The following is a 13,333-nucleotide window of genomic DNA, read 5'->3' on the forward strand; positions in this document are numbered from 1 at the left end:
GCGCGTCAGTAACTCATCGAAACCCGTTCGCCCCAGCGTGGGACGCTATGAGAGGAGCGACCAATCCTCATCTGGTATTCAGCAAACATGCGCGATAGTGTCTGCAGAAATCGAAAGGCCCATTCTATGAAACTGGCTCGCACGAAATTTGCCTCCATCGCCCGCTCCACAGCGCTCGTGACCGCTGTCGCGCTTATTCCTGCGACCACCGCCGGTTTCGCCCAAGTCGATGGGCGTGTTGGTCCGGAGTTCGCAAAATTGTTCGCAACTTATCAGCAGATTAAGGCGAATTATGTTGAGGAAGTCGACGATGAGACACTGATTCGCGGCGCGATTGACGGAATGCTGGCATCGCTGGATCCGCATTCGGGCTATCTTGACGGTTCGGACCTCCAACGCCTCGAAACAATGATCGATGGCAATTATTCCGGCCTCGGCCTTTCGGTCATCATGGATGACGGCGCGGTCAAGATTATTTCGCCTTTCCGTGGCAGCCCCGCTGACAAGGCGGGCATCAAGGCTGGCGATTACATTACTCACCTCGATGGTGAACTGATTTATGGCGGCGATCTGGATGAAGCAGTGAGCCGTATGCGCGGCCCTGCGGGCACATCCATTCGTCTGACTGTATTCCGCTCCGGCCGTGACGAGCCATTTGATGTGACGGTTACGCGCGGCGTGATCGAGCTTGAGCCGGTCACTCACTCGCTGGCTGATGGCAATATCGGCGTAATTGCAGTCAATGAATTCTCGCGCGATGTCGGTTCTGACGTGTTCAAAGCTTGGCAGGCAATCCGCAAGGAGGCGACTGGGCGCGTGAACGGTCTGGTCCTCGATTTGCGCTCGAACCCGGGCGGTTCGCTCGACGAAGCTGTCGCATTGTCCGATTTGTTCCTCGAAGAGGGTCGGATTGTCTCCCAGCGCGGGCGCGCTCGCGGTGAAACCATCTATTACGATTCCGAATCGGTATTCCGCGGCGCGATTGCATCTGATCTGCCGGTTGTGGTTTTAATCGACGCAGGTTCTGCTTCTGCTTCCGAAATCGTTGCTGGCGCGCTGCAAGACCACCGCCGCGCGGTGATTATGGGGCAACAAAGCTTCGGTAAGGGCAGTGTCCAAACACTGCTCGCGCTGGGCCGCGATAGTGCTCTGAAGCTCACCACTGCGCGCTATTATACGCCAGCAGGCAAATCGGTGCAGGAGGGCGGGATCACGCCTGACATCAAGGTACCACAATTGTCCGATCCGGATTACGAGAAACGCGCGAAGTTCCAACTCCGCGAATCCGATCTGCGTGGACATTTGGTCAATGAGCTGGCTCTGGAAGACAAGGCATTGGAAGCCGACAAGCTGGACGATCCGCGTTTCCAACTGACTTCCGCCGAGCTGAAAGAGCAAGGCGTCGAGGATTTCCAACTGCATTATGCTCTCGAAACTCTGCGCCGCACTAAGACCAGCACCGTAGCCCGTCGCGACTAAACGATGATCGACACGCCCAATGGTCGTTTGGCGCAGCGGCTTGCGCTCGCCATCCCAGCGTTGTTGCTCGGCGGGGCCTATGCCTCTGAATATGTGTTCGGCCTGTTTCCTTGCGAAATGTGCTGGTGGCAGCGCTGGCCGCATTTTGCGGCATTAGGCTTGGCGCTCGTTTCAATTGGAGTGCCGCCGCACCGCATTTGGGTTGCTCTTGCCGCACTCGCGATTGTCGCTTCCGGACTGATTGGCGGATTTCACGCGGGCGTCGAATATGGCTGGTGGGAAGGGGTCACCGATTGCGCGGTCACAACTGCTGCCGAAGGTGTCAGCGCGCTCGATGCAATCATGAACGCACCATTGGTCCGGTGCGACAAATCGCCGTGGGACCTGTTCGGTATTAGCCTTGCCGGGTGGAATTTCCTGATTTCGACTGCTGCGGGTTGCACAATTCTCGGATTGCTGGCCAAAGGTCGCGCATGAGTAAGATGAACAAAAGTAAAGTCGATATCGACCGGATGATCCGCGTAGACCAGGCAGGCGAATTCGGCGCAACGCGCATCTATGCAGGTCAGCTTGCAGTAATGGGTGACCGCCATCCGATGTCGGCCGAAATTACGGCGATGGCAGCGGAAGAAGATCGCCATCACGAGAAATTCAATGCACTGATGGCGCGTCGCGGTGTGCGCCCGACAGTTCTGCACCCATTCTGGTCAGCGGCTGGCTATGCGCTGGGCGCGGGCACGGCATTGTTGGGCCCAGAGGCGGCGATGGCCTGCACAGCAGCCGTCGAGACCGAGATCGACAAACACTACTCGGACCAGCTTGATGCGCTTGAAAAGGATGGCGCGGATCCAGAACTGGCGGACATGATCGAAGAATTCCGCGAAGATGAGCGTGAGCATCGCGATACGGCCTTGGCTGCCGGTGCTGAAAAAGCACCTGCCTATCCGTTCTTGTCTGGTGCAATTCGCCTTGGTTGCCGAGTGGCAATCAAACTGGCGGAACGGGTCTGACCCAGCTTCACACGGGAACCACTTCCCCCTTTTGTGCGCTTCATATAGTGTTCAGCGCATCGCGCGCTTAGTGCCGCTTCATATTATTTGTCACGGGATCTGACTGATGAAAAACCTACTCGCCGCTTCACTACTCGCCGCATCTACGATGTTGGCAGCGCCTGCCGCCGCGCAGGATGAAGCGGGTGATAAGGTCAATATGGTCATTATCTATGGCGATGATGCGTGTCCCGAATCGACCGAAGACGTGATCAATGTGTGCGCGCGCAAGGCGGAGGGCGAGCGTTACCGCATCCCTGAGAATCTGCGCGAAAGCGACAGCGGTGAGAACGTCGCCTGGGCAGAGCGCGTAGAGAGTTTTGAAACTGTCGGAGCGTTTGGCACTTTGTCTTGCTCTCCAGCAGGTGCGGGCGGTGTTACCGGCTGTACACAAGAAATGATCAACGCTGCCTACGGCGAAAAGGGCGAAAGCAAGAACATTCGTTTCGGGCAGTTGATCGAAGAAGCTCGCGCTGAGCGTTTGGCAGAAATCGATAGCGATGCCGCAGAAGAGCAACAGCGGGTTGAGCAGATTGAGCGTGAATATCTTGAGCGCTTGGAGAAAGAGCGCGATGCGCCGCTTCCGGGTGATGAAGGCAATGCGGCCGATGCAGAGCCTCTGCCTGATCCGAACGCAACCCCGGAAGGCTAAGCGACTAAGTTAACTCGCAGATAGGCAGAATTAACCTTCCTAGGGTAAGGCGAGGCCCATGAGCACGCCAATCAAGATCCTTAGTGTTTTCGGCACACGTCCCGAAGCCATCAAATTCTTCCCGCTAGTTCACGCGCTAGAGCGTGACGAGCGGTTCGACTCGCGCGTTTGCGTGTCAGGTCAACATCGCGGAATGCTTGATCAGGTGCTTGAGATTGCTAACATTGTGCCGGACCATGATCTTGATCTGATGCAGCCCGATCAGACGTTGGATGCACTGACCGCCAACCTTTTGACCGGTATCGGCAAGGTGCTCGACAAAGAGAAACCAGATTGGGTGATGGTCCAAGGCGATACCGCGACCGCTATGAGCGGCGCACTGGCTGCTTATTATCGCAAGATCCCGGTCGCGCATGTCGAAGCCGGTCTGCGCAGCGGTAATATCCATCATCCATGGCCGGAAGAGGTCAATCGCAAGATTGTTGGCAGCTTTGCTGCGTTGCATTTCGCCCCGACCGAAACGGCCGCAAATGCACTGAAGCGCGAGGCAATTGATCCGGCTGGCATCCATGTCACCGGCAATACTGTCATCGATGCGTTGCACTGGATCACGGCACAGATCGAGCAGAAGCCCGAACTGGCAACTAATCTGGCCGATCTGGAGACACGCTTTTCCGGCAAACGCATCATAGGTGTGACCAGTCATCGTCGAGAAAACTTCGGCGGCGGAATGGAGGCGATTGCCGATGCAATCCGCCGCATTGCCGCGCGCGATGACGTTGCAATGATTTTTCCGGTTCACCTGAATCCCAATGTTCGCAAGGTGATGAATGCGGAGCTTGAAGGGTTGGATAATGTCGCGCTGATTGAACCGCTCGATTACCCGCATTTTGCGCGCCTGCTTGATATTTGCACGCTAATGCTGACTGACAGCGGCGGTGTGCAGGAAGAAGCGCCAGCGCTTGGTAAGCCAGTACTTGTGATGCGTGAGACCACTGAGAGGCCAGAAGGTGTCGAAGCGGGTACAGCTAAACTGGTTGGAACCGACGCGGATATGATCGTCGCTGAATGTAATCGGTTGCTTGACGATCAGGCCGCTTACGAAGCGATGTCTCAGTCCCACAACCCATTTGGCGATGGTCAAGCGGTGGGCCGCATTGTTGAGGCTCTGGCTGAGAACTGATCCGGTTCGCGTAAGCGAATCGCAAGGCCGCTCAAACGTTCTGGCGCCCGCCCGAGCTTATGCGAGGCAGCCAAGCTGACGGATGTCAGCGCCCGGCGCTTGAGGGTCTGAACAAACAACCATCGTTACCGCTATATTTACCCTTTGCCCGTAATTGTCAGGCTGTAACTTTATCAGCAGGACAATCATGCGCGGCGAAGAAAAACCTCAAGTCTGTGTTATCGGCCTTGGCTATATCGGTCTCCCGACGGCCGCGATTATCGCGCGGGCAAATTGCCCCGTCACTGGTGTCGACGTAACCGAGAGTGTCGTTGAGACGATCAATCGCGGCGAAATCCACATCGAGGAAGTCGATCTTGACGGGCTAGTTCGCGGTGTAGTCCAGCGCGGGATGCTCAAAGCGTCGACCGAGATTGTCCCTGCGGACGTATTCGTGATCGCTGTCCCAACACCGTTTGAAAAAGACGGTCACCATACGCCGGACACATCTTACGTCATGTCCGCCGCCGCCGAAGTGGCTGGCGTTTTGAAGAAGGGTGATACAATCATCCTCGAATCGACATCGCCCGTCGGCACGACTGAGGCGATGCGCGAATTGATCTCAGGCCTGCGCCCAGACCTCAAACTCCCCGGCAAGACCGATGAAACGCCCGATGTGGCGATTGCATATTGCCCCGAGCGCGTTCTTCCGGGGAAAATCCTAGAGGAATTGACCCATAATGACCGATCTATTGGCGGCATCACCCCGCGTTGCGCCCGCAAGGCGCTGGCATTCTACAAGCGTTTCGTGCGCGGAACTTGCGTAACCACTGACGCTCGGTCGGCGGAGATGACCAAACTGGTCGAAAATGCCTATCGTGACGTGAATATCGCTTTTGCAAACGAACTCTCGATGATCTCGGACGAGATGGATCTGGATGTTTGGGAGGTTATCAAATTAGCCAATCGGCATCCGCGCGTAAACATTCTGCAGCCGGGTCCAGGTGTCGGCGGGCACTGCATTGCGGTCGACCCCTATTTTATCATCCACGGCGCGCCCGAGCAGTCACCACTGATCCGTACAGGCCGCGAAGTGAATGACGCGAAAATGCACCATGTGGTTGAGCAAGCGACCAAGCTGATCGAAGCGAACCCCGGCGCGCCGGTCGCGTGTCTGGGATTAGCATTTAAAGCCAATATCGATGACTTTCGGGAAAGCCCCGCACGATTTGTCGCAGCGAAGATTGCCCGCCAGTTTGGCGAGCGGGTGAAAATCGTCGAGCCCTATGCGGCTGAATTACCCCGTGAATTTGAATCAACCGGCGCTGAACTGGTCGATATCGACTTCGCGTTGGAGAATTGCGGAATTCTGATCGTTCTGGTCGACCATGATATCTTCAAAGTCGTGCCTGCCGAGGAACGCCAGCATGCGATTGTCTATGACACGCGCGGCATCTGGCCCGATGCGCAGATGAAACCGAGCAAGCCAGGCCTTCGCTTAGCCAGTTAACACAGCCCGCCAATTACACGCTGTAATAAGCGCGGTACCATTCCACGAACCGCCGGATTCCATCGCGGAAATCGGTCTGCGGTTGGTATCCGGTAAGCGTTTTAAGCAAATCGGCGTTGGCCCAAGTGGCGGGAACGTCGCCTTTCTGCATTTCCATGTAGTTGCGCTCAGCCTTCACACCGCATTCTTCTTCTATCGCATCGATAAAGTCGGTGAGCTTCACCTTGTCGCTATTGCCGATATTGACCACGCGGAACGGTGCGGCAGGGGATAGGCTGTCGCCTTCGGCAATATCATCTTTGCTTTCAGGACGCTCCGGCACCGCATCAATCAGCAACCGGATCCCGCGCACCAGATCGGTTACGAAGGTGAAATCGCGGTACATTTCGCCGTGATTATAGATGTCGATGGGCGTGCCATCGAGAATACCCTTGGTAAATTTGAATAGCGCCATATCGGGCCGACCCCACGGCCCGTAGACAGTAAAGAAGCGGAACATAGTCGTCGGTAGCTTCCACAGATGGGCGTAGGAATGGGCCATCGACTCATTCGCTTTTTTGGTCGCGGCGTAGAAGGTGAGTGGAGTTTCGACCCGCTCCAATTCGTCGAATGGCATTTCTTCATTTGCGCCATAGACGCTGCTGGTGCTGGCCATCAGCAGATGGTCGACATCCAATTCGCGTGCGCACTCCATGATGTTGAATGTGCCGGTGATGTTGGAATCGAGATAGGCGCGTGGATTTTCCAAGCTGTATCGAACCCCGGCTTGAGCCGCCAAATGGACGATTACATCTGGCTTTTCTTTGAGCATCAAATCGCGCAGCGCATCGAAATCTTCGAGCATTCCAACATGCGCTTTGAAATGCTCGTTCTGGAGCAGCATTTGATGGCGTCGTTCTTTGATGCGGACATCGTAATAATCGGTCATTCCGTCAAAACCGACGACTGCAAAGCCCTCTTTCAAGAGCAATTGAGCGAGATGGAAGCCGATGAAACCGGCTGTTCCGGTGACGAGAACCTTGCGCATTGTGTCTGTACCCTTGGAAATTGGCGGAGCGTTATTTCGCCCCGAACCCTCCCAGCACGACGCGGATCGTCTTCAACGCGATCAGCATGTCGAGCCAGTGGGAGATGTTTTTCACATAGTAGAAATCGTAACGGAGTTTTGCGTTCGCATCGCCGAGATCGGTGACGTGGCCCTGATTGACTTGCGCCCATCCGGTCAGCCCCGGACGGACGATATGGCGGTAGGAATAGAAGGGGATTTCCTTCTCGTACCATTCGGAAAGGCTGGTTGCCTCGGGCCTCGGACCGATCCAGCTCATCTCACCCTTCAGGATGTTCCAAGCCTGCGGCAATTCGTCCAACCGGACTTTGCGCAGGAAACGGCCGACGCGTGTAATGCGGTCATCATCGCTCTTCGTCATCGCATCTTCGCGCTTGGCCAAGGCATCATCCTGAACCTCACGGGTTCGCATGGTGCGGAATTTGACCATCCGGAACATCTCGCCGCGAAAGCCCGTTCGTTCTTGAATGAACAGGACAGAACCCTTCGAGTCCATTTTGATGATCAGCCCGATGGCCGCCATCAGAATGAGTAGCACGGGGCTTAGTATCAGCACTGCCAGCACATCAATTGTGCGCTTGAGAGCCATATAGGGCAGATTGGGTATCAGTGAGCCAAGCACATTTTCGCTGAGTCGATCGATCCGGACTTGTCCGGTCTCCAACTCCAGAATCTGGCGGTAATGATAGACCGGAATCCCATGCAGCGCGGCTTTGGCGAACAGTCGTTCCCATTCGTCTTGGTGATCAAAATGTAGATCGCCGACCAGCGAACCTTGTAGAGTGCGATTGTCGATCATCGCCTCGACGTCTGCAAGCGAGCTGACGCGATGTTGGCCGGGCCGATCAGGCAGTTCAGATACGCGCCCACCTTCGACAATATATTGCGGCTTGCTGCCCAAGCGGGTCAATGCGGTCAGAGTGTAACTGGTGATCAAAGTCGCGACGAAGCACGAGCCGATCAGCGAAACACTATAAGGTGCGCGGATAATGAAAATCACCGAGGCCGCTACCGCAAAGGTCAGAAAATTGACCGGTAGTACGTAGGAAAGCCTGCGCGCCTTCGCATAGAGTCGCAGCCGTGCGAGGATATACCAACTGGCGACGCAGGCGATAATGACTGCCGGGACGGTACTTTCGACAATCGGTGATGTCAGGCTGGGGTCGCGCGCAGCAAACCAGATCAGCAAGGGGGCAACCACACCAAACAGCAAATAGCAGGTAAACTGTACGCCCTGTCTGGTCAGCGGATGGCTGTCTTGTACAACCTTTGGTTCCGCCTGTTGCATCAGCATCGAAAGTCCCTTCGGATCGCTGTGACGGCGATCAACCCCGTTAGCCAGCTATCGCAAGCTGCCCGCCACCTAAGCAATTTCACGCATCCGCACAAGAAACGGCCCTGCGTAGTGTTTTCATCAACCGTCGAAATCGGCCAGCGTATCCTCGAGGAATGCGGTGCCTTTCACGGTCTGATCGATTGCCATCAAGCTGCGCAGCAAATCGGCAAGGTGGCCAAGCGGCATCGCGTTGGGACCATCCGATTTGGCTTCTTTCGGGTTGGGGTGTGTTTCCATGAACAGGCCGGACACACCGACTGCGACAGCCGCGCGGGCCAGAACGGGAACGAATTCACGCTGCCCGCCGGAGCTCTTGCCTTGGCCGCCGGGAAGCTGGACCGAGTGGGTTGCATCGAACACGACCGGACGGCCGGTTTCGCGCATAATCGCGAGGCTGCGCATGTCCGACACCAGGTTCTGGTAACCGAAAGATGCGCCGCGTTCGCAAACCATGATGTTATCGCCATCGTGACCGGCGGCCTTGGATGCGGCCACAGCTTTGTCGACCACATTGACCATATCGCCCGGCGCCATGAATTGCGCCTTCTTGATGTTCACTGGAACACCAGCAGCGGCGACCGTGGTGATGAAGTCCGTTTGGCGGGCGAGGAATGCAGGGGTCTGCATAATATCGACGACTTCTGAAACAGGCGCTACCTGCTCCTTCTCGTGTACGTCGGTCAGAACCGGGACACCGATTTCACGCTTAACTTTGGCAAGAATCTCTAGGCCTTCATCGAGGCCGGGACCACGGAAGCTGGTACCCGACGTGCGGTTCGCTTTGTCAAAAGAACTCTTATAAATGAAGTGGATGCCGAGATCGTCAGTGATCTCTTTGATCGCTTCAGATGTGCGCATCGCCATATCTTCGGATTCGATCACGCAGGGGCCAGCAATCAGGAAAAACGGTTGGTCGAGGCCAATATCTTTGCCGCAGAGTTTCATGTCAGTCTTTCTTCAATTATTCGGGGGTTACAGCCGTTACGCATAGGTGCGTTACAGGATGCAGATGGCAATCGGATGACTGCCAAGAATGTCGATGTGGCGCAGCCTTTAGGTCAAACGCACGAAAAAGAAAATGGGTTCCGTCGAGCGGGAGGGGCGCCTTGGCCAAAGATGCGGCTAGTCGAGGCCCATAATCTTCAGAGATTGCTCGATATGCGGGATATCGCTGGGGTTGTTGAGCTCCCAGATTTCCCATTCGGGCGACTGTACTTCGATCGTGCGGATACCGACGTCCAGATCGAGGAAGCGCAACTGCTCCAGGCCTTCGAGTTGTTCCAAAGCGCTGGGCTCGCAAGCGACATATTTGCGCAGCGCCGCCGGTCGATATGCGTAAAGCCCGATATGCAGGAGCACCGGCAGAGTGTTGTCGTCGGCCTTGTCGGCATCGAAATGCGGAATGATTCGCTTGGAGAAATAGTGCGCGTTTCCAGCCGAGGAGATCGCGCCAAACGTCCCGCCAACGATGTTCTTCTTCTCGTCGGCGACCAGCTTGTCATACAGTGTGCGGGTGCAGCGGACGACGGGTGTCGCCACTTCGATCGACGCGTCGGCTTGCATCGCTTCAATCAGGCTTTCGACGAAATAGTCGGGAATCAGCGGAGCATCGCCTTGCAAGTTCACGACGATGTCAGGCTCGTTGTCGAGGGTGCCTAGCAGTTCGGCGCAGCGCTCGGTTCCGTTCCGACAGGCAGATGAGGTGAAAATCGCCTCTGCTCCGAATGCCCGGGCTGCATCGAGTATTTTATCGCTGTCGGAAGCCACGACTACACGGGTGCCCGATGGAACGCGTTTGGCAGCTCCCCAGCTGCGCTCGATAAGCGTTTTGGCGGTGCCTGTGGCTCCGCGCAATTCGGCGAGCGGCTTTCCGGGATAGCGCTGCGAAGCATAGCGGGCGGGAATGACGATAAGGATTTCGCCGGACATGGTGGGACTTTCCAGTTTTTGCAGTGTGCGGTGCGTTTAGTCGGAGCCGGTCAGTTCGGCAATCGCGGTGCGATAGCGATCAATGACGATGCTGACATCATATTCGCGCGCCATCAGATCGCGACCTGCATGACCCATTGCCTGCTGGGTGGCCGGGTCTAGGGAGGCAAACTGCAGACAGGCCTCGGCAAGGCTGTTTGCATCACGCACTTTGCACAGCAATCCCGATTTGCCGTTCTCGACTACGGCGCGGCAGCCGGGAACGTTGGTTGTGACCAGGGGACGGCCCATTGCGGCTGCTTCAATCAGTGAACGCGGTGCACCCTCGCGATAGGATGGCAGAACAACGCAATGCGCATCTGCGACATAGGGGCGCACATCGTCGGTGGCACCGAGATATTCGATGGAACCATCCTCAAAATACGGTTTGAGTTCGCTTTCTGAAATTGCGGTGCGGTTGGCAGATCCCATTGGTCCGAGAAGTTGGAATGTGCATTCCGGGTTTGCTTTGCGAGCGATGCGCGCTGCTTCGCAATATTCCATCGTGCCCTTGTCGCGGATCAAGCGCGAAATCATCAGGAACTTGGTGCCATCACTGAAGGCGGGCAGCGGGGTGGTTGCAAAACTCTCTAGATCAATTCCCGAGCCCGGAAGCATCCGCAATTGTTCAGCGTAGAGTAGCTTCTTGTCGACCAGAAAATCGCGATCATCGTCGTTTTGAGCGAAAATGATCGGCAATGCGCCCATTCCGAACCGGTACAACAGCTTACCAATCAGGAAGAGCGGTTTGGACCCGAGGAATAGCGTGCCAAGGCCGGTGACATTGGGCAGGAAAGGAATGCCAAGCGTTCGTGCTGCCATAGCTCCGAAAATGTTGTTCTTGACTGTATAGCTGAGGACGATGTCCGGTTGCAGCGCATGAAAATGACCACGGAACGTATCGATCAACTCGATGCTTGATGCCGGACTTAGCCCATCTACATCCATTTCCAGATGTACGAAGCGCGCTCCGAGACTTTCTAACTGCTTGGCAGTATCATCCTTAGGAGCGAGGATCGTAACCTGGTGGCCGTCAGCCAGCAGCGCTTCGACCACAGGACGGCGAAAATTCCAGATATTCCAGCTGGCATTGACGGTCAGGACGATATGCATGGGCTACCGGCCTCGCTTCGAGAGATTCAGGCTGCGCCTGCGCGCAGGCAGTCGTGAATATGGATCAGGCCGACAAATGCACCCGCATCATCGAGCACGGGCAGCGCGCTGATGTTGTGTTCATTCATCACCGCCATCGCTTCGGTCAGCAGCATATCGGGCTCAGCGGTTTGCGGAGAGGTGGTCGCGGTTTCGCCCGCGTTCCGATCCATCAAACCGTCGAGATTGCGGCGCAAATCGCCATCGGTGATGACGCCGTGCAGAGTGCCATCGGCAACCACGCCTGCGACACCAAAACCCTTCGCGCTCATTTCCACCAGCACATCGCCCATTGGCATATTGGCTGGAACGCTCGGCAGCTCATCGCCGGTGTGCATCACGTCGCGCACGCGCACGAATTGCGCACCGAGTTTTCCGCCCGGGTGGAAGGTGTGGAAGTCCTCCTTCGCGAACCCCTTCATCCGCATCACCGCAACAGCCAAGGCGTCGCCCATCGCGAGCGTGCAGGTGGTCGATGTGGTCGGTGCCATACCGACACTGCACGCCTCGGGTGCATTGGGCAGCAGCAACGCAACGGTGCTTTGCCGCGCTAGAGTGCTGTCAGCTTTCTTGGTCATGGCGATAAAGGGGATCGCGAAGCGGGTCAGGTAAGCGAGCAAGCCGTGCAGTTCAGCGGTCTCGCCCGAGTTCGAGATCACGATGCATACGTCATCCTTGGTGATCATGCCCAGATCGCCATGGCTGGCTTCGCTTGGGTGGACGAAAAAGGATGGCGTACCGGTCGAAGCAAGCGTCGCAGCGATCTTGTTGCCGATATGGCCCGATTTACCCATGCCGGAGATGACCACACGGCCATTGGTGCCCACCATCAGATCGCATGCCTTGGCGAACTCGTCGCCTAAGCTGTCGGCCATTTGGGTGAGTGCGTCGGTCTCTGTCCGGATCACTTGGGCGCCATGCTCGGCAGCAGTAGGATTGTCTGTCACTTCTTTGTCTCTCAATTGCAAACCGGCATAGCCCGGATCAGTCGACGATCTTCAGGCCCATAGCGGTGAGTTCTTCGTCGCTTTTGCAGCTCATCATCCAATCGCGGCGATGCTTGTCTGCGGTGATTGTTTCGCGGCGGGCAAAGCCGTTCTCGCGAATATGGAACCAGCGATAGCCAAGCCCGCCGAGCAGTTCCATCATCTCGGGCACACGTTTCGCACGGCGAAGTACTTCGCAGACCATATCGGGTTTATGTTTGGCGAGGAATTTGCGCGCGCCGTCAAACACTTCCATTTCGAAGCCTTCGACATCGATTTTGAGCGAGACCGGCCCGTCGTGATCCAGATGCAAATCATCGAGACGGCGCATCGGCACGGTCACGCCGTGATCGGTGCTCCAGCTGATATCGACCGAGGAAGCGAGCTGACCGGTCGATTGCGCGTAAGGAATCTTGATTGCGCCATCTTCATCGCCAACCGCGACGAGGCGTGGCTCAACGCGCGCAGCCAGATCGTTGTGGAGGATGTTCTCAGATAGCAGGAGATAGTTCTCGCCAACGATTTCATAGGCGTAGGATTGCAGTTTCGGGTTCACCCTGGCTGCCGCAATTGCAAACAGGCCAGTGTAAGAACCGATATCCAGAAATACGGTAGATTGGCGCGCGAATGCCAGTGCAGCGTCGAGCGCCCACCGATCTTGGCCGGAATCGAGCTTGCCCTCACCCCAATAGATTTCCTGAGCAACATGGCAGCGATCGGGCTGTGCCAGAAACACTTTGCCGTCTTTGCCGAGATCTAGTGCGGAAAGCGGCTTCGCCACGGGCAGGCGCTTTTGCCATGTGTCGCCTGGCATTGCTTTGGCGACTGGTAGAACGGCGGCATTGATCCACGGATTGACCAAAGCCGAACGCATTCCGGATTTAAGGGATTGTTTGATCGACATGATGCTCGCTGTCTTGGATTGGAATAGTCGGGCCGCCCCTACAGGCTGCCGGTGCGGCTGACAATTGCC

At 56.4% G+C, this 13,333-nt stretch carries 13 protein-coding genes; 6 read left to right on the forward strand and 7 right to left on the reverse strand.

Features of this window, described 5'->3' with window-relative positions:
- Positions 1-126: 126 nt before the first annotated feature.
- The 6 genes from J9777_RS12330 (at position 127) to wecC (ending at position 5,852) form a co-directional block, all read left to right on the forward strand.
- The gene (locus J9777_RS12330) at positions 127-1,479 is read left to right on the forward strand and encodes a S41 family peptidase (RefSeq protein WP_209349115.1); all 1,353 of its coding nucleotides are present in this window, start codon (positions 127-129) and stop codon (positions 1,477-1,479) included.
- A 3-nt stretch (positions 1,480-1,482) separates the two neighbouring features.
- Positions 1,483-1,956 (forward strand): disulfide bond formation protein B, encoded by a 474-nt coding sequence (locus J9777_RS12335; RefSeq protein ID WP_209349116.1) that lies wholly within the window; start codon positions 1,483-1,485, stop codon positions 1,954-1,956.
- Complete coding sequence (locus tag J9777_RS12340; protein WP_209349117.1) at positions 1,953-2,489, forward strand: demethoxyubiquinone hydroxylase family protein; 537 nt, start codon at positions 1,953-1,955, stop codon at positions 2,487-2,489. The genes J9777_RS12335 and J9777_RS12340 overlap by 4 nt, the downstream gene beginning before the upstream one ends.
- A 106-nt stretch (positions 2,490-2,595) precedes the next feature.
- Positions 2,596-3,180 (forward strand): hypothetical protein, encoded by a 585-nt coding sequence (locus tag J9777_RS12345; RefSeq protein WP_209349118.1) that lies wholly within the window; start codon positions 2,596-2,598, stop codon positions 3,178-3,180.
- A 58-nt stretch (positions 3,181-3,238) separates the two neighbouring features.
- Positions 3,239-4,363 (forward strand): UDP-N-acetylglucosamine 2-epimerase (non-hydrolyzing), encoded by a 1,125-nt coding sequence (gene wecB, locus J9777_RS12350; protein WP_209349119.1) that lies wholly within the window; start codon positions 3,239-3,241, stop codon positions 4,361-4,363.
- Between the two features lie 187 nt (positions 4,364-4,550).
- Positions 4,551-5,852: a UDP-N-acetyl-D-mannosamine dehydrogenase gene (wecC, locus tag J9777_RS12355; protein WP_209349120.1), complete on the forward strand. Its 1,302-nt coding sequence runs from the start codon at positions 4,551-4,553 to the stop codon at positions 5,850-5,852.
- A 13-nt stretch (positions 5,853-5,865) separates the two neighbouring features.
- Here the strand turns inward: wecC and J9777_RS12360 are convergent, their stop codons facing one another.
- From J9777_RS12360 to J9777_RS12390, 7 genes are all read right to left on the reverse strand, one after another.
- The gene (locus J9777_RS12360) at positions 5,866-6,879 is read right to left on the reverse strand and encodes a GDP-mannose 4,6-dehydratase (protein ID WP_209349121.1); all 1,014 of its coding nucleotides are present in this window, start codon (positions 6,877-6,879) and stop codon (positions 5,866-5,868) included.
- A gap of 31 nt (positions 6,880-6,910) precedes the next feature.
- The gene (locus J9777_RS12365) at positions 6,911-8,212 is read right to left on the reverse strand and encodes a sugar transferase (protein WP_209349122.1); all 1,302 of its coding nucleotides are present in this window, start codon (positions 8,210-8,212) and stop codon (positions 6,911-6,913) included.
- A gap of 120 nt (positions 8,213-8,332) precedes the next feature.
- A complete protein-coding gene (kdsA, locus tag J9777_RS12370; protein ID WP_209349123.1) occupies positions 8,333-9,199 on the reverse strand; it encodes a 3-deoxy-8-phosphooctulonate synthase in 867 nt (288 codons plus the stop codon).
- A 177-nt stretch (positions 9,200-9,376) separates the two neighbouring features.
- Positions 9,377-10,183 carry a 3-deoxy-manno-octulosonate cytidylyltransferase gene (locus tag J9777_RS12375; RefSeq protein WP_209349124.1) on the reverse strand — a complete coding sequence of 269 codons (807 nt, stop codon included), beginning with the start codon at positions 10,181-10,183 and terminating at the stop codon, positions 9,377-9,379.
- A gap of 36 nt (positions 10,184-10,219) precedes the next feature.
- A complete protein-coding gene (locus J9777_RS12380; RefSeq protein WP_209349125.1) occupies positions 10,220-11,335 on the reverse strand; it encodes a glycosyltransferase family 4 protein in 1,116 nt (371 codons plus the stop codon).
- 26 nt (positions 11,336-11,361) lie between these two features.
- Positions 11,362-12,321 (reverse strand): KpsF/GutQ family sugar-phosphate isomerase, encoded by a 960-nt coding sequence (locus tag J9777_RS12385; protein WP_348631998.1) that lies wholly within the window; start codon positions 12,319-12,321, stop codon positions 11,362-11,364.
- Between the two features lie 37 nt (positions 12,322-12,358).
- Positions 12,359-13,264, reverse strand: coding sequence for an FkbM family methyltransferase (locus tag J9777_RS12390; RefSeq protein ID WP_209349126.1), 906 nt, complete (start codon positions 13,262-13,264; stop codon positions 12,359-12,361).
- Positions 13,265-13,333 lie beyond the last annotated feature (69 nt).

Origin of the sequence: Pontixanthobacter sp. CEM42, from assembly GCF_017812015.1 — a bacterium.
Classification (GTDB): domain Bacteria; phylum Pseudomonadota; class Alphaproteobacteria; order Sphingomonadales; family Sphingomonadaceae; genus Pontixanthobacter.